Origin of the sequence: Burkholderia sp. Se-20378 (assembly GCF_017104665.1) — a bacterium.
Lineage (GTDB): Bacteria > Pseudomonadota > Gammaproteobacteria > Burkholderiales > Burkholderiaceae > Burkholderia > Burkholderia lata.
In genome coordinates this window covers 1-15,789 of record NZ_JAAGPG010000173.1, presented here as the reverse complement: position 1 = coordinate 15,789, position 15,789 = coordinate 1, and the positions used below count along the sequence as shown (strand labels likewise).

General features: G+C 67.7%; 14 protein-coding genes. 7 read left to right on the top strand and 7 right to left on the bottom strand.

The features are described from left to right. Window positions 1–180 (bottom strand): hypothetical protein (locus G3N93_RS19075; protein WP_206133719.1); only part of this gene is annotated, 180 nt, incomplete at its 3' end. Window positions 181–272: 92 nt separating this feature from the next. Between G3N93_RS19075 and G3N93_RS19070 the strand changes: the two genes are divergently transcribed. The 4 genes from G3N93_RS19070 to G3N93_RS19055 all read left to right on the top strand — a co-directional run bounded on the left by G3N93_RS19070 (window position 273) and on the right by G3N93_RS19055 (window position 5,753). Further along, a complete protein-coding gene (locus G3N93_RS19070; protein ID WP_011355236.1) occupies window positions 273–584 on the top strand; it encodes a hypothetical protein in 312 nt (103 codons plus the stop codon). 202 nt (window positions 585–786) lie between these two features. Beyond that, window positions 787–1,665 carry a MipA/OmpV family protein gene (locus G3N93_RS19065; protein ID WP_174935313.1) on the top strand — a complete coding sequence of 293 codons (879 nt, stop codon included), beginning with the start codon at window positions 787–789 and terminating at the stop codon, window positions 1,663–1,665. Between the two features lie 96 nt (window positions 1,666–1,761). After that, on the top strand, window positions 1,762–3,456 hold the full coding sequence (locus G3N93_RS19060) for a VRR-NUC domain-containing protein (protein ID WP_206133718.1): 1,695 nt from the start codon (window positions 1,762–1,764) through the stop codon (window positions 3,454–3,456). Next, entirely contained in the window at window positions 3,453–5,753 is a 2,301-nt protein-coding gene (locus G3N93_RS19055) for an ATP-dependent DNA helicase (protein WP_206133717.1), read from the top strand. Before G3N93_RS19060 ends, G3N93_RS19055 begins: the two co-directional genes overlap by 4 nt. A gap of 105 nt (window positions 5,754–5,858) precedes the next feature. Here the strand turns inward: G3N93_RS19055 and G3N93_RS19050 are convergent, their stop codons facing one another. Continuing rightward, entirely contained in the window at window positions 5,859–6,629 is a 771-nt protein-coding gene (locus G3N93_RS19050) for an IclR family transcriptional regulator C-terminal domain-containing protein (protein ID WP_206133716.1), read from the bottom strand. 293 nt (window positions 6,630–6,922) lie between these two features. Here G3N93_RS19050 and G3N93_RS19045 point away from each other — a divergent pair, with 293 nt between their 5' ends. Beyond that, complete coding sequence (locus tag G3N93_RS19045) at window positions 6,923–7,534, top strand: hypothetical protein (RefSeq protein WP_206133715.1); 612 nt, start codon at window positions 6,923–6,925, stop codon at window positions 7,532–7,534. An 86-nt stretch (window positions 7,535–7,620) separates the two neighbouring features. Here G3N93_RS19045 and G3N93_RS19040 read toward each other — a convergent pair whose 3' ends face one another. Beyond that, window positions 7,621–8,922, bottom strand: a complete 1,302-nt coding sequence (locus G3N93_RS19040) for a UDP-N-acetylglucosamine 1-carboxyvinyltransferase (protein WP_060359039.1) — start codon at window positions 8,920–8,922, stop codon at window positions 7,621–7,623. Between the two features lie 364 nt (window positions 8,923–9,286). On the opposite strand from G3N93_RS19040, the gene G3N93_RS19035 reads away from it, so the two are divergent. Beyond that, window positions 9,287–9,904: an HNH endonuclease gene (locus G3N93_RS19035; protein ID WP_241026596.1), complete on the top strand. Its 618-nt coding sequence runs from the start codon at window positions 9,287–9,289 to the stop codon at window positions 9,902–9,904. A 19-nt stretch (window positions 9,905–9,923) separates the two neighbouring features. On the opposite strand, the gene shiA is transcribed toward G3N93_RS19035, so the two are convergent. Further along, a complete protein-coding gene (shiA, locus tag G3N93_RS19030; protein ID WP_174935297.1) occupies window positions 9,924–11,231 on the bottom strand; it encodes a shikimate transporter in 1,308 nt (435 codons plus the stop codon). A gap of 357 nt (window positions 11,232–11,588) precedes the next feature. Here shiA and G3N93_RS19025 point away from each other — a divergent pair, with 357 nt between their 5' ends. After that, entirely contained in the window at window positions 11,589–12,716 is a 1,128-nt protein-coding gene (locus G3N93_RS19025; RefSeq protein ID WP_206133713.1) for a 4-hydroxyphenylpyruvate dioxygenase family protein, read from the top strand. Window positions 12,717–12,770: 54 nt separating this feature from the next. On the opposite strand, the gene G3N93_RS19020 is transcribed toward G3N93_RS19025, so the two are convergent. From G3N93_RS19020 to G3N93_RS19010, 3 genes are all read right to left on the bottom strand, one after another. Further along, entirely contained in the window at window positions 12,771–14,006 is a 1,236-nt protein-coding gene (locus G3N93_RS19020; protein WP_206133712.1) for an NADH:flavin oxidoreductase, read from the bottom strand. Window positions 14,007–14,249: 243 nt separating this feature from the next. Further along, window positions 14,250–15,374, bottom strand: a complete 1,125-nt coding sequence (gene ribBA, locus G3N93_RS19015) for a bifunctional 3,4-dihydroxy-2-butanone-4-phosphate synthase/GTP cyclohydrolase II (RefSeq protein WP_206133711.1) — start codon at window positions 15,372–15,374, stop codon at window positions 14,250–14,252. Beyond that, window positions 15,371–15,789, bottom strand: a 419-nt coding sequence (locus tag G3N93_RS19010; RefSeq protein WP_206133710.1) for an alpha/beta hydrolase fold domain-containing protein, incomplete at its 5' end; no start/stop codon positions are given. The genes ribBA and G3N93_RS19010, both read right to left, overlap by 4 nt.

Sequence of the window (15,789 nt, the reverse complement as noted above, 5' to 3'; positions counted from 1 at the left end):
GGCACGCCGCTTGCGCGCGATGACGGCGCCATCGAGATGCGCGCGCCGTCGCGCAGGAGAGACATGAATACGCCATTCACGCTGCACCGCCCCGAACCGACGACACCCGACGTCGACCCGGACCCGACGCCCGGGCACGACGATCCCGTCGATCCGCCCGTGCCGGACGGGCTGCCGCAAGGCGACCCGCCGTCGCACCCGCCGCCGATGCGGATGCCGGGAGGGGATGCATCACAACCGTCCGCGCGAACACTGAAAAAAGGAGGACCCTCATGGACATTCACGTGCAATCGCCAGACAAGCGCGCGATCGCTCAGGTGCTGGGCCGCTATTTCGAATCGCGCTCGTTGCGCTATCACATCGAGGAACTGCCCGGCGGCGTGCTGCAGATCGGTTTTCGCGCCAGCGGCCACCCGGTTGCCGTCACCGTGTCGTTCGACGATGCCGCGTACGACACCTATACGCACTGGGACGCGAGCCAGAAGCAGCTCGCGCTCGGTCGGCTCGCCGACGGCTTCTCGCGGATGATGTCGACGCGCAGCCCGGCCGCGCTGGCCGGCGACTATCACGTCGAGCGATTCTGATTCCACCCCGCTTCAAAAGACGGTCCTGCGCACGGCAAAGTGCCCGCACGCAGCGGGCGCTTTGCGTCTGCGCGCGCGTCGCGTAGGATGTCCGTTAATTCAGCGCACGCTACGTTCGCGCCGCAGGCTGCCAGCCGCTGCAGCCGAAGAGGCGCAAGGCGCTTTACTTCAGGTTCGTTTCGCGCAACCGACGGGGACCTTGATGACTGTTGCTCGCCCATTGCTGTCACCCGGCGCACGCCGGTTCGTTTCCGGTGTGTCGGCCTGCGCGGCGCTCGCCGCGGCTGGCGCCCGCGATGCGTCGGCCCAGACGCCTTCGCCGCTCGGCGAGTGGCAATACTCGGCGGGCGTGCCGCTCGAAAAACTCTACGATCCGAACATCTCCACCTGGGACATCAGCGTGGGCGCTGCCATGACGCTGCAGCCGCGCTATGCGGGCTCCGACCGCTATCGCGTGATGGGCGGCCCGAACGTCGACATCCGCTATCGCGACCTGTTCTTCCTGTCGACGGGCGAGGGGCTCGGCGCGAACGTGCTGCGCGGGCCGAACTGGCGCGTGAGCCTGTCCGTCGGTTACGACCTCGGGCGCCGCTCGGCCGACGATATCCAGCACCTGAACGGCCTCGACAACATCAACGCGGCCCCGGTGATGAAACTGGCGGCCGACTACGTGATCTCGAAGGAATTTCCGCTCGTGCTGCGCGCGGATATCCGGCGCAGCATCGGCGGCTCGAACGGCTGGGTCGGCGATTTCTCCGCGTACATGCCGCTGCCGGGCAGCAACGAGCATTTCTTCTGGTTCGCGGGGCCGACCGTGTCGTTCGCCGATTCGCGCTACATGAACAGCTGGTTCGGCGTGAGTCAGGGCGCCGCCGCGCGTTCCGGGCTGCCGGCCTATTCGTCGGGGGCCGGGATGAAGTCGTTCGGCGCGGGCGTGACGATGGCCTGGTTCGTGAACAAGCACTGGTTCGTCACGATCGACGGCGCGATCGAGCAGCTCGTCGGCCGCGCCGCGCGCAGCCCGATCACGCAGCAGTCGACCAACGGCGTGTTCGACATGTCGGTGAATTACCAGTTCTGAGCGGGGCCGGGCGGCCGATGGCCGATGGAGCGCGCGGCATTTGCCGTCACATTTGATATGATTCCGACCTGTACAAATGTACAGTGATCAATCCCCGTGACGCCTGCATCGCCGACGCCCCCGGCGTTTTACTACCTGACCAATTTCGAACGCGCGCTGGCCTGGCTCGGCGCGCGTTACGACGACCTGTTCGACGAACACGAGCACGCGTTCGTTCGCCAGTTCGCAACACTGCCGCAGGCGTCGCGCGCGCTGCTCGTGCGGATGCTGATGCGCAACGGCGCCGACTTCCGCGCCAGCAAGCTCGTGTACGACGAAATCGGCTGCACGCTCGACGCGGCCGCGCCGCTCGTCGACCTCGGCTGGGTCGATCCGGCGCCCGCGCTGACGCTCGACGAACTGTTCGCGCTGTCGACCAAGGCTGATCTGCTGCGCATCTTTCCGGCACTTGCCGCGCATGCGGGCGAGCGCAAGCCCGAATGGCTCGAACGGCTGCGTCCCGCGCACGACGTCGCGCAATCGCTCGATGCGTGGTGCGCACAGGCCGGCGACCGCGTGCTGCGCGTGACGGTCGGCGCGCTGTGCGACCGGCTGCGCCTGATGTTCTTCGGCAATCTGCATCAGGACTGGAGCGAGTTCGTGCTCGCCGATCTCGGCGTATTCCAGTACGAAAACGTGCCGATCGCGCCGTCGTCGCGCGCGTTCCAGCAGCGCGGCGACGTCGATGCGTATCTCGCGCTGCAGATGTGCCGCGATGCGCTCGACGCGTGGCCCGACGATCTGCCGTTCGACGACCTGATGCGCGCCATCGACGCGGTCGGTTGCGCGCAGCCGTGGCTTGCGACACGTCGCGCGAAGCTGCTGTTCGCGCTCGGGCAAACCTGCGAACGCCGCGCCGACTGGGCCGCTGCACTCGACGCGTATGTGCGCAGCGCATGGCCCGGCAGCCGCCATCGACGTATCCGTGTGCTCGAACGCTGCGGGCGTGACGACGATGCGCTCGCGCTGGCGCTCGATGCGCGCGGCGGCTTCGAGAGCGACGAGGAGCGCCAGCGTGTCGAGCGCATGCTGCCGCGCCTGCAGCGCCGGCTCGGGCAGCGCGTCGAACGTGCAGCCGCGGCAGCGGACGTGCCGCGCGAAACGCTCGTGCTTGCGCGCCCCGACGCGTTCGTCAGCGTCGAATTCGCGGTGCGCGACCATCTCGCGCAACCGGCTTCGCCAGTCCATTACGTCGAAAACACGCTGATCAATTCGCTGTTCGGGCTGCTGTGCTGGGAACCCGTATTCGCCGCGGTGCCCGGTGCGTTCTTCCACCCGTTCCAGCGCGGTCCGGCCGACCTGCACGCGCCCGATTTCGTCGCGCGTCGTGCGGACGCGTTCGCCGCATGCTTCGCGCAACTCGATTCAGGCGCGTATCGCGACACGATCCGCCGGCATTTCGCGACGAAGGCGGGGCTGCAATCGCCGTTCGTGTTCTGGGGCGTGCTGACCGACGAACTGCTCGACGAGGCGCTCGCGTGCCTGCCGCCCGAGCACCTGCGGCTGTGGTTCACGCGCCTGCTCGCGGATATCCGCAGCAACCGGTCGGGGCTGCCCGATCTCGTCCGCTTCTGGCCCGGCGAGCGCCGCTACGAACTCGTCGAGGTGAAAGGCCCTGGCGACCGCCTGCAGGACAACCAGACGCGCTGGCTCGCGTACTGCGTCGCGCACGGCATCCCGGTGCGCGTGATCGACGTCGAGTGGGCCGGTGAGGGCGTCGTACACATCGAAGCGGCGGGTCTGTCCGCATGAGCTACGTCGTCGCGGTGCGGGTGATGTGCGAGTTCACCGCGCGACGCGGCGATCTCGACCTGCGCTTCACGCCCGCGCCGACCGCGCTCGAAGGCATTGCCGGCCACGGAGCGGTCACGTCGAACCGTGGCGCCCGCTACGAAACCGAGATCGCGCTGACGGGCACGTGGGGCACGCTCACCGTGCGCGGCCGCGCGGACGGCTACGATCCGGTGGCGAATCGCCTCGAGGAAATCAAGACCTATCGCGGCAGCCTCGATGCGATGCCGGCCAACCACCGCGCGCTGCATTGGGCGCAGGCGAAGGTCTATGCGCACCTGATGTGCGACGCGCGCGGCTTCCAGGAAATCGACGTCGCGCTCGTCTATTTCGACATCGTGTCCGAACGCGAGACGACGCTGACGCAAACGCTTGGAGCGGCCGAGCTCGCGACGTTCTTCGCCGAGCAATGCGCGTGCTTCGTCGGCTGGGCCGAGCGCGAGACGGCCCACCGCGCGGCGCGTGATGCAGCGCTGCGCGCGCTCGCGTTGCCGAACGGGCAGTTCCGGAGCGGCCAGCGCGAGCTGGCGGTGGCCGTGTATCGCGCGGCACGCGACGAGCGTTGCCTGATGGCGCAGGCGCCGACCGGCATCGGCAAGACGGTCGGCACCGTGTTTCCGCTGCTGAAGGCCTGCGGCGAGGGCGAGCTCGACCACGTGTACTTCCTCACCGCGAAAACGCCCGGCCGCGCGCTCGCGCTCGAAGCGGCAACGACGCTCGGCGCCGGCACGCCCGAGCTGCCGCTGCGCGTGCTGGAACTCGTCGCGCGCGACAAGGCGTGCGAGCATCCAGACAGCGCGTGCCACGGCGAATCGTGCCCGCTCGCGAAAGGCTTCTACGACCGGCTGCCGGCCGCGCGCGATGCGGCGATCGACGCCGGGCTGCTCGACCGCGACACGGTGCGCGCGGCCGCGCTCGCGCACGACGTCTGCCCGTACTACCTCTCGCAAGAGCTCGCGCGCTGGTCCGACATGGTGATCGGCGACTACAACTACTACTACGACGGCAGCGCGATGCTGCACACGCTCGCGCAGCAGAACCAGTGGCGGGTCGGCGTGCTCGTCGACGAAGCGCACAACCTGCTCGATCGCGCGCGCAAGATGTACAGCGCGTCGCTCGACCCGTTCGCATTCGCGGCGGCCCGCGAGGCTGCGCCCGCGGCGCTGCGCAAGGCGTTCGACCGGCTCGCCCGCGCCTGGGGCACGGTCAGTCGCGCGCAGGCCGAGCGGTATGCCGCGTATCCGGAGATACCGGGCCCGATCGTGTCGGCCGTGCAGAACCTCGTCGCGGCGATCGGCGAACATCTGGCCGACGCGCCGCGCGCGAACGGCGACGCACTGCTGCGGTTTCATTTCGAGGCGATCCAGTTCGGCGTGCTTGCCGAAGCGTTCGACAGCGCGTCGATCTTCGACGCGACGCTGCACGGCGAACCGATGCCGCGCCAGCCGGCGCTCGACGGCGTTGCGTCGGCCGGCCGCCGGCGCCGCGTCCAGTCGACGCTGTGCGTGCGCAACGTGATTCCGGCCGGCTTTCTCGCGCCGCGCTACGAAGCCGCGTGCGCGACCGTGCTGTTCTCCGGCACGCTGAGCCCGTTTCACTTCTACCGCGACACGCTCGGGTTGCCCGGCGACACGGGCTGGCTCGACGTCGACGGGCCGTTCCGCGCCGAGCAACTGACGGTGCGCGTCGCGAGCCACGTTTCGACGCGCTGGCGCGACCGCGACCGTTCGCTCGAACCGATCGTCGACCTGATCGCCGCGCAATACGCGACGCGGCCCGGCAACTACCTCGGCTTCCTGAGCAGCTTCGACTACCTGGGGCGCGTGGTCGCGCTGATGCAGACGCGGCATCCGGACGTGCCCGTCTGGGCGCAGGCGCCCGGCATGGCCGAAAGCGAGCGTGACGCGTTTCTCGCGCGCTTCGACGCGGGTGGGCGCGGCGTCGGCTTCGCGGTGCTGGGCGGTGCGTTCTCGGAAGGCGTGGACCTGGTCGGCGAGCGGCTGATCGGCGCGTTCATCGCGACGCTCGGGCTGCCGCAGGTCAATGACGTCAACGAGCAGATGCGGCGTGCGATGGACGCGCGCTTCGGCAACGGCTACGACTACATGTACCTGTATCCGGGCTTGCAGAAGGTCGTGCAGGCGGCCGGGCGCGTGATCCGCACCGAGCACGACGAAGGCGTCGTGCATCTGATCGACGACCGCTACCGGCGGCGCGAAGTGCGCGATCTGCTGCCGCGGTGGTGGCGAATCGGGTGAGACGGAAGAAGCGCTGCCGGCAGACGGCCGATTCCGGCAAGCGGGTGCCATCCGTCGCGTAGCGAGATCGGGCGGCTGTGGACGCGGCCTGGGTGCGTGCTGCCGCTACAGCACATTCAGCATCGCGAGCGCGGCTTCCTGCAGGTGCGGCAGGAAGCGCCGCACGGCCGCATCGGTCGTCTCCGCGCCGATCGGCATGTTCGTGCTCAGCGCGGCGACCACTTCGCCGTGACGGTTCTTCAGCGGTACCGCGATCCCGCGCACGCCGACCTGCAATTGCTGTTCGATCGCCGCGAACCCGGCGTCGCGTGCCTGGTCGACCTGTTCGAGCAGGCGCGCCTTGTTGGTGATCGTGTGCGGCGTGAACGGCGGCAGTTCGGTGTCGTCGAGCCACGTGCGCACGGCTTCGCGATCGGGATGGTGGGCGAGCAGCACGACGCCCGGCGACGTGAGCGGCGCCGGCACGCGCGCGCCGAGCACGAAACCGGTCGTCATCACGCGCGACACGCCGTTGCGCGCGATGAACACGAGTTCCCAGCCGTCGAGCACGCTCACGTACGCCGACTCGTTCAGCGAAGCGCTCAATTGCTGCAGATAGGGCTGGACCGTGCGCGGCAGGCGCGCCGAATCGAAGTACGACCAGCCGACCCGCAGCACGCGCGGCGTGAGGCCGTACAGCTTGCCGTCGGTGTACACGTAGCCGAGCGATTCGAGCGTCAGCAGATAGCGCCGCGCGGCCGTGCGCGTGAGGCCGGTGCGCGCGGCGGCCTGGGTGGGCGTCATGCGCGCATGCTGGCTGTCGAACGCCTCGAGGATCGCCAGGCCTTTTTCGAGGCCGGCAATCCAGTCGCGTCGGTCGAGTTCGGGCTTTTTCATCGTCGGAAGAGGGCTGAGTGCGCGGTAATCGCGCGCGAATGGGCGATTATCGCGCAGATCGGCTCTGCCGCGACACGCAGCCGGGGCTTGTACGATTCGACGCCGGATGTGTGCCCCGAGCCGGAACATGACCGTCGACGACAACCGGCGACCCGCCGAACGACCGGATCAGCCTGACGTGCGCGCCTTATGTGGAATACATGCCGAAAGTCTTGCGGCTATTGCGCCGCATTGCAGGGTCGATTGCTCTGGCGAAGCCGCGCTAGAATCGCCGCCTCGACTGGAACAGAACAATGAAAATTCGCGAATCCGTGTTGGCCGTGCTCGTCACGGCCGTGCCGCTGCTTGCCGCGGCGAATCCTTCGTCCGGCACGCCGCTCCCGAAGCCGACCGTCGATGTGCGTGCGTGGCCGCGCATGACATCGCCGACATTCGGCTGCTACGTCGAAACGACCTTCGGCTACCGTGACAAGCGCTTCAATTGCGCGTTGAAGAAGTACCGGAACACCGGTGATGCGTGCAAGAACACGACGGCGTACTACGAGGGCCCGGCGTTCCCCGACCGGCTCGCGGCCAGCGTGCATCCGCTCGCGACGAAGGTCGAGCTGGACTGGGAGCAAGGCAGGCTGCAGATGGTGACCGTCACGCTGAAGGGAACGTGGAATGAAGCGGACGTGCGCAAGGCGTTCGGGCTGCCGCGCGCGGAAGGGAGCAAGCTGACCGAAGCGGAGTTGCGGACGGAGCCGGGCAACCTGATGGACACGAGTGTCCAGTATCCGTCGGCCCCGCTCGACCAAAGCCTCGCGAAGCGCCCGAGCAACCCCGCGCGAGGCACGACGGCCGTGATGCTCTACGGGTTCGACCACATGGGCGGTGGCGATGTCGATTGCGGGGGAGGCGAGTAACGCGGGAGGAGGCGGCCGGCGCGGCCGCCGACCGGGTGCGGAGGATGGTACGGCGCCCGGATGACCTGCGCCGTACCGTCAGGGTCTTACTCGCTGCTCGTCCACTCGACGTTCGCGCCGACCGAGCGCAGGTTCTCGACGAAGTGCGGGTGCGCGCGGCGGATCGGCAGTGCGTTCATGATTTCCGAGCGGCCTTCGATGCTCGCGGCCACCATCAGCAGCGCGATCGCGACGCGGATGATGTACGGGCTCTCGACGCGCGCCGGCGTCAGTTGCAGCCCGCCGAACGTGATCAGACGATGCGGATCGGACAGCAGCACGTGCGCGCCGAACTTCGACAGTTCGCCGGACCAGCCGAGCGCGCCGTCGTACACCTTGTTCCAGAACATCGCGCTGCCCTCCGCGCGCACGCCGAGCGCGATGAAGATCGGCAGCAGGTCGACCGGCAGGTACGGCCACGGCGCGGCTTCGACCTTGGTGAGGATGTTCTGCGTGAACGGCCGGCGCACGCGCAGCGGGCCGTCGCGTTCCGCGCGCGACCAGCCGTCGCGGTGCGTGACGTTGACGCCGAACTTCGCGAACGTACGGTCGATCAGCGGGAAATGCTCGGGCGACGAGTTGCGCACCGTGATGTCGCCGCCCGTGATCGCGCCGAGCGCGAGGAACGTCGCGATCTCGTGGAAATCCTCGGCGAAGCGGAACTCGCCGCCGCCGAGCTTGCGGCCGCCCGTCACGCAGAGCCGCGACGTGCCGATGCCTTCGATCGCGACGCCGATCATCGCGAGGAACTGGCAGAACTCCTGCACGTGCGGCTCGGACGCGGCGTTCATCAGCGTGGACGTGCCGTTCGCGGTCGTCGCGCACAGCGCGAAGTTTTCCGTGGTCGTCACCGACGCGTAGTCGAGCCAGTGGTCGTTGGCCGTCAGCGGGCCGTCGGTGCGGACGATCAGCGAATCGGGCGTGCGCTCGATGTGCGCGCCGAAGCGTTCGAACACTTCGACGTGCGGATCGATCTCGCGCACGCCGAGCGTGCAGCCCTTCACGTCGTTCTCGAGGCGCGCGACGCCGAAGCGCGCGAGCAGCGGCGGGATCAGCATGATCGACGAGCGCATCGCTTCCGGCAGCCGATGGACGGCCGGATCGAATTTCGTGTTGCGATGGTGGAGTTCGAGCAGGCCGGTAGTGAAGTCGACCGACACGTCGCTGCCGAGCGTGCGGAAGATGTCGAGGATCTTGCGCACGTCGGTGATATCCGGCACGCCGATGAGGCGCAGCGGCTGATCGGTCAACAGGGTGGCGCACAGAATCGGCAGGACGGCGTTCTTGTTCGCGGACGGCTTGATGTCCCCGCGCAGCGGAGTGCCGCCGTGGACGATGAGATTCGACATGATATGGGGGCGTATCGGTGACTGACGTAGGCCCATATGATGCCATTGGTCGGCGGGCGGCGTGGAATGTTCAGAGGGGAAAAGGGGGAATCGGGGTGGGTGATTGACGGTGTTTGACGTTGGACGCGGACGATATCGGCGATCCAACGGTGAGACGGCCGCACAAAAATGGAAGGAGTCAGCCCTGGCGACCAGGATCGGATCGGTTTCTTATCTCGTAAAATCGAAGCCAGACTCCCGAATGCGCCCCTTCATGTCGACGCCAACACCAAAATCCCTCGTACCTGACGACGTTTCTTCGAATGCTGATGGCAGACCATGGACACACGAGGAACTCCGTTCTTCAGTCGACGAATATCTCAAAATGCTCGAGAGCGAGCGTGCAGGGCAGCCTTACGTCAAGAAGGCCGTGTACGCCAGGTTGGCCGGGCAGTTCAATCGAACGGCCAAAGCGTTCGAGTACCGGATGCAAAACGTTTCCTATGTGCTGGCGCTGATGGGCCGCCAATGGCTTCCCGGACTCAAGCCCGCTAAAAACGTCGGCTCGAACGGTGTGTTGATCGAGCAATTCATCAACGAACTAGGGAAGCGGCCGGCGGCCCCGGCCGTGAAATTCGAACTCGACGTACGCGACGCGTTGAAAAAGGCGCAGATTGCACCGCCGCCGGGAAACGCGAATCCTGCTGCCACCAGTGCGACCGTGACCCAAATTCGCCGCGATCCGTTGGTCAAGGCGTGGGTATTGGCGCAGGCGAACGGGACATGCGAATGCTGTCGCGAGCCCGCGCCGTTCAAGGGGGCGGACGGGCTGCCGTACTTGGAAGTGCACCATGTCCGCAAGCTGGCGGAGCTAGGCCCCGATCTCGTATCGAACACGGTGGCCGTTTGCCCCAACTGCCACCGTGAGCTGCATTACGGCGAGAACGCTAGACAACTCGTCGAACGCCTTTACGCCCGTTTGCCGCGCCTCGTTCGCGTGTAGCGGGAGACGCTTATCTGCGTTACTGCGCCGCCCGCATCCGCGCGGCGACCACCAGCGAGATCAGGCAGCCCACCGCGAGATAACCGGCAACAAGGTGCCACGAACCGCCGGCCACGCTGACGAGGCCGACCGCGATGAACGGCGTGAACCCGCCGCCGACCACGCTCGCGAACTGGTAGCCGACACCCGCGCCGCTATAGCGGTATTCGGCGCCGAACAACTCGGTGAACAGCGGCTGCTGGACGCTCACGACCATGTCGTGCGCGGCGTTTGCGAGCAAAATCGAGAAGATCACGATCCACGCGATCGACCGTGCCTCCAGCGCGACGAAGAACGGCACCGCCGATGCGACACCGATCAGCGCGCCGATCAGGTAGATGCGGCGCAGGCCGTAGCGGTCGGCCAGCCACGCGAAACACGGGATCGTCACGCAGCTCACCGCGCCCACCAGCAGGCCGATGTTCAGGAACAGGTCGCGCGACATGCCGAGGTTCGTCGTCGAATAGCTGAGCGCGAACGCGGTGACGATATACATCGTGAACAGTTCGGCGAGGCGCAGCGCGATGATCAGCAGGAATGCCTTCGGATGGCGCGTGAGCGCTTCCAGCACCGGCAGGCGCAGCTTGCGGTTGCCGTGTTCGACCTTCTCGACGAACTCCTGCGATTCGTCCATGTTCTTGCGCACCCACAGCCCGATCAGCACGAGCACGATGCTGAACACGAACGGCAGGCGCCAGCCCCACGACTTGAAGGCAGCCTCGCCGAGCGTGTGGCTCAGGATCGACACGATGCCCGTGGCGAGCACGAGGCCGACACCGTAGCCAACCTGCACGCCGCTGCTGTAGAACGCCTTCTTCTGCTTCGGTGCGCTTTCGACGGCCATCAGCGCCGCGCCGCCCCATTCGCCGCCAACCGCGAAACCCTGGATCGCGCGCATCAGCACCAGCAGCACGGGCGCCCACCAGCCGATCGTCGAGAATGCCGGCAGCAGGCCGATCGCGACCGTCGACAGCCCCATCAGCATCACGGTCAGCACCAGCATCCGCTTGCGGCCGAGCCGATCGCCGTAGTGGCCGAACACGACGCCGCCGAGCGGCCGGAACAGGAACCCGACGCCGAAGGTCGCGAACGCCGCGAGCGTGCCCATCGTCGGGCTGACTTTCGGGAAGAACTCGGAATTGAATACCAGTGCGGCGACGATCCCGTACAGCAGGAAGTCGTACCAGTCGACAACGGCGCCGACGAAGCTGCCGATCGCGGCCTTGCGGGCCTGGCTGCGGATGCGGGCACTGGCGGCGGCGTCGAGGGTGTCGAAAGTTGGGGTCATGGCGATGTCTCCTGGCACGGCGCATCGAGGAATCGTGGCGGCGCCGCGTCCGATGCTGCATTGAAGTCGATGGGTGAACGGAGAATAGGGCGCGCGCCGCGTTGCGGCAATTGGCCAATCGGACAGAATGCGCGATTATCGTTCAAGTCCGTGCGATTATCGAACGCTTTCCGGGTTTGCACTAGGCGGCGTGACGATATCCCGTTTGGCCAGGGTGTGCCGCCGTGAACGAACTGGTTAAAATCTGCAGCATTGATAACTCGCCCGTTCGGGGCGGATGCGTGGGCGCCACCCTGGCCGCGCATGCCGCACGCGACGAGCGCCATCCCCATCTACCGCAAGCCCCCGGAGACTGGAATGCCCGGCAATTCCCACCCCCTGTCCAGCGATACGCCGCCCGTTGCCGATCCGGCTGCCAATCCGCTCGGGATGGCCGGCCTCGAATTCGTCGAATTCGCGGCGCCCGTGCCGGAGGCGCTCGCGCAGCGCTTCGAGCAGCTCGGGTTCAAGGCGATCGCGCGGCATGTCAGCAAGAACGTCACGCTGTACCGGCAAGGGCAGATGCATTTCCTGATCAACGCCGAGCCCGATTCGTTCGCCGCGCGCTACGCGGAGGAGTACGGGATGGGCGTCTGCGCGATCGGGCTGCGCGTGGCCAGCGCCCGGCGCGCGTTCGAGCGGGCGATCGAGCTCGGCGCGTGGGCGTTCGAGGGCGAGAAGGTCGGCGTCGGTGAGCTGAAGATTCCGGCGATCCAGGGCATCGGCGATTCGCACCTCTATTTCATCGACCGCTGGCGCGGGCGTGACGGCCAGCGCGGCGGCGTCGGCGATATTTCCATCTTCGACATCGATTTCCGGCCCATCGACATCGCGACCGCGCATACCGATCTCGACTGCGTGGGCGTCGGGCTGCAGCAGGTCGATCATTTCACGCAGACCGTCGGCGTGGGGCGCATGCAGGAGTGGCTGGATTTCTACCACGACCTGCTGCATTTTCGCGAGATCCACGAAATCGACGCGCACTGGCATGTGTCCGAGGAATCGCGTGTGATGGTGTCGCCGTGCGGCGCGGTGCGGATTCCGGTCTATGAGGAAGGCACGCGGCGCACCGAGCTGATGCACGCGTATCTGCCCGACCATCCGGGCGAGGGCGTGCAGCACGTCGCTCTGGCCACCGACGACATCCTCTCCTGCGTCGATGCGCTGCGTGCGAACGGCGTCGAATTCATCGAGCCGCCGGCCCGCTATTACGACGACGTCGACGCACGGCTGCCGGGGCACGGTGTCGATCTCGACGCGCTGCGCCGTCGCGCGGTGCTGGTCGACGGCGAGATCGGCAGCGATGGCGTGCCGCGCCTGTTCTTCCAGACCTTCGTCAAGCGCCGGCCCGGCGAGATCTTCTTCGAAGTCGTGCAGCGCATGGGGCACCACGGGTTCGGGGAAGGGAATCTCGCGGCGCTCGCCCGCGCGCGCGACGCCGGCTGAGTAACCGCCAGGCCCCGGGTCAGACATCGGGCGTCACGCGTTACACGGCAAGCCTCACGCGCCGGCGGCCGGCACGCGATTCGGCGCGGGGTCGTTCGGTTCGTGCAGCACGCACGCGGTGCCGCCCGGCGTGTACATCGACACGACACAGCGGTTGCACGACGTGCAGCCCGACTGCGAGAGCCGGCCGTCGCGCAGCCCGTTGACGAAATCCGGCTCGAACACGAGCGCGCGTGCAAGTGCCACCGCGTCGAACCCTTCGCGCATCGCCAGCTCGACGTTCCCGCGTGAACGTACGCCGCCGAGGTAAGCGAGCGGCATCCTGACGGCCGCACGCACCTTCTTCGAGTGTTCGAGGAAATACATCTCGCGAAACGCACCCATCTTCGGCTCGGTGAGCTTCTGCAGCGCCATCGCGGTGCGCACGATCGCGTTGTCGGCATTCGCGCGCGCGTCGCCGGGCAACGGGCTGCCGAACAGTTGCCACACCGATTCGACGTTCATCCCGCCGCTGAGCACGAGCAGGTGCGCGCCTTCGGCTTCGAGCCGCCGCGCGATTTCACAAGCGTCGTCGGCCGTACCACCGCCGCGCACGCCTTCGGTCACGCCGATCTTGCAGACGACGGCGAGGTCGCGGCCCACCGCATCGAGCACGCGGCGCAGCACCTCGACCGGGAACGTGGCACGCCGTGCCGCATCGCCGCCGTATGCATCGCGGCGGCGGTTGTACAACGGCGACAGGAACTGGCTGAGCAGATAGCCGTGCCCCATGTGGAGCTCGACTGCATCGAAGCCGGCGTCGCGCGCATGGCGTGCGGCCTGCGCGAATTCGTCGGCGATGGTCGACATCTGGTCGCGCGTCATCGCCTGCTTCAGGAAGCGGCCGCTCATCACGCCGACCTTGTTGAAGCCGCCCGATGCGCTCAACGGCCGCCTGGTCGACAGCGACGGCAGGAACGTGAAGCAGCCGCCGTGCGTGATCTGCGCCGATGCGGCGCCGCCGTGGCGATGGACGGCGTCGGTCAGTGCGCGGAACTGGCGCACCGTCGGCACGTCGAGCCGCGCCTGGTCGACGAACGTGCGGCCGTCGTCGCTGATCGCGCAGTACGCGACAGTCGTCAGCGCTGCGCCACCTTCGGCGATGCGTTCGTGAAAGCGCACGAGCGCGCGCGACGGCACGCCGTTCGGCGTCATGCCCTCATTGGTGGCGGACTTGATCAGGCGGTTGCGCAGCGTCAGCGGGCCGATCTGCAGCGGGCTGAACGCGGTCGTGAGGTCGGCGGATTCCATGAGGGGGCGGGCGTCGGGAATGGACACGGCGACCATTGTGCGGTGGTGGTGCAGGCACGCATCGTCCGGGTGGATGAGCCGGCGTGCGGGGCGGTGGCATGCCGCCGTCCCGTCATCCCGTTGGACAGGAGCGGCGGCATGCGTGGGCGAGCTACAAACCCGAGGCTGTATCGCGTGAAAGCAAGCGAAAACACACGATAGCTCGTCGGGCACCGGTGGCGCGTGTCATCCAGCGCCCGAACCTCACGCCACCCGCAACGGGCTCGCGTGCGCACCCCGCGCGCTTTCTGGATCGTCGTCGCCGAGCGGAATGAACGCCATGATCTCGAGGTCGTGCCCCGACAGCGCAGGCAGCCGGAACGGACTCGACAGCACGTTCAGCCGCCGCACGCCGAGCTCGCGCAGGATTTGCGAGCCGATCCCCGTCACGCGTCCGTCCCGGCGCGCAAGGCTGGCCGGCACCCGCATCGCGTCGCCGCGCATGTCGCAGTCGAGCAGCACGGCCACCCCGCAGCCGGCCGCGTCGATCCGTTGCAGCGCGGCATGCAGCGGCCACGAATGCGCGGACGGCTCCGCATCGAGCAGGTCGAGCAGCGAATGGCATTCGTGCACGCGCGTCAGCACGGGCGTCGACGGATCGGGCTCGCCGCGCACGAGCGCGAGATGCGGTGCGCCGTGCACGGTGTCGCGATACTCGATCGCGCGGAATCGTCCCCATGGCGTATGCAGCGGCCGCTCGCCGACGCGTTCGACGAGCGATTCGTGTTCGCGTCGGTAATGGATCAGGTCGGCGATCGTGCCGATCTTCAGCCCGTGATGCGCGGCGAACGTCTTCAGCTCGGGCAGCCGCGCCATCGTGCCGTCGTCGTTCATCACCTCGCAGATCACCGATGCGGGCGTGAGCCCGGCGAGCGCCGCGAGATCGCAGCCGGCCTCGGTGTGCCCCGCACGCACGAGCACGCCGCCCGGGCGCGCGGCGATCGGGAACACGTGGCCCGGTTGCACGAGATCGTCCGGGCGGGCGCCGGCCCGCACCGCCGCACGGATCGTATGAGCGCGATCGGCCGCCGAAATGCCGGTCGTCACGCCTTCGGCCGCCTCGATGCTGACGGTGAACGCGGTACCGAACGGCGTGCCGTTGTGATCGGCCATCGGCGGCAGCTTCAGCTGCTCGCAGCGCTCGGCGGTCAGCGTCAGGCAGATCAGCCCGCGCCCGAAGCGCGCCATGAAATTGATCGCGTCGGGCGTCACGTGGTCGGCGGCGATCACGAGATCGCCTTCGTTCTCGCGATCCTCTTCGTCGACGAGCAGGACCATTCGGCCCGCACGCAACTCTTCGACGATCTCCAGCGTGCCGGCGAGTGTCATGGTGCCTCCGTCGCGTCGAACGCGCGACGCAGCGCGTCGGCGCCGAAGGTCAGCACGCGGTCGGCTGCATCGACAGCGCCGAGCATGCTCGCGAAACCGTGAAGCTGGCCCGGCCAGCGCACGAGCGTCACCGGTGTACCGGCCTGCGCGAGACGCAGCGCATACGCTTCGGCCTCGTCGCGCAGCGGATCGAATTCGGCGCTGACGATCGTCGCCGGCGCCGCGCCCGCGACGTCCTGCGCGGCGAGCGGGCTGGCAAGCGGCGACGCGCGATCGGCGCCGTCGTCGAAATAGTGGTGCTTGAACCAGCGCATCATGTCCGCCGTCAGGAAATAGCCGTTGCCGAGCGTTTCGTACGACGGATGCTCGGTCGCGCAATCGACGACCGGATACAGCAGCAACTGGTGCGCGATCA

Bases quoted from the DNA above. Each gene is read 5' to 3' on its own strand.
- G3N93_RS19070 (WP_011355236.1), top strand. From the start codon at position 273: ATGGACATTCACGTGCAATCGCCAGACAAGCGCGCGATCGCTCAGGTG.
- G3N93_RS19065 (WP_174935313.1), top strand. From the start codon at position 787: ATGACTGTTGCTCGCCCATTGCTGTCACCCGGCGCACGCCGGTTCGTT.
- G3N93_RS19055 (WP_206133717.1), top strand. From the start codon at position 3,453: ATGAGCTACGTCGTCGCGGTGCGGGTGATGTGCGAGTTCACCGCGCGA.
- G3N93_RS19050 (WP_206133716.1), bottom strand. From the start codon at position 6,629: ATGAAAAAGCCCGAACTCGACCGACGCGACTGGATTGCCGGCCTCGAA.
- G3N93_RS19045 (WP_206133715.1), top strand. From the start codon at position 6,923: ATGAAAATTCGCGAATCCGTGTTGGCCGTGCTCGTCACGGCCGTGCCG.
- G3N93_RS19040 (WP_060359039.1), bottom strand. From the start codon at position 8,922: ATGTCGAATCTCATCGTCCACGGCGGCACTCCGCTGCGCGGGGACATC.
- G3N93_RS19035 (WP_241026596.1), top strand. From the start codon at position 9,287: ATGCTCGAGAGCGAGCGTGCAGGGCAGCCTTACGTCAAGAAGGCCGTG.
- shiA (WP_174935297.1), bottom strand. From the start codon at position 11,231: ATGACCCCAACTTTCGACACCCTCGACGCCGCCGCCAGTGCCCGCATC.
- G3N93_RS19025 (WP_206133713.1), top strand. From the start codon at position 11,589: ATGCCCGGCAATTCCCACCCCCTGTCCAGCGATACGCCGCCCGTTGCC.
- G3N93_RS19020 (WP_206133712.1), bottom strand. From the start codon at position 14,006: ATGGAATCCGCCGACCTCACGACCGCGTTCAGCCCGCTGCAGATCGGC.
- ribBA (WP_206133711.1), bottom strand. From the start codon at position 15,374: ATGACACTCGCCGGCACGCTGGAGATCGTCGAAGAGTTGCGTGCGGGC.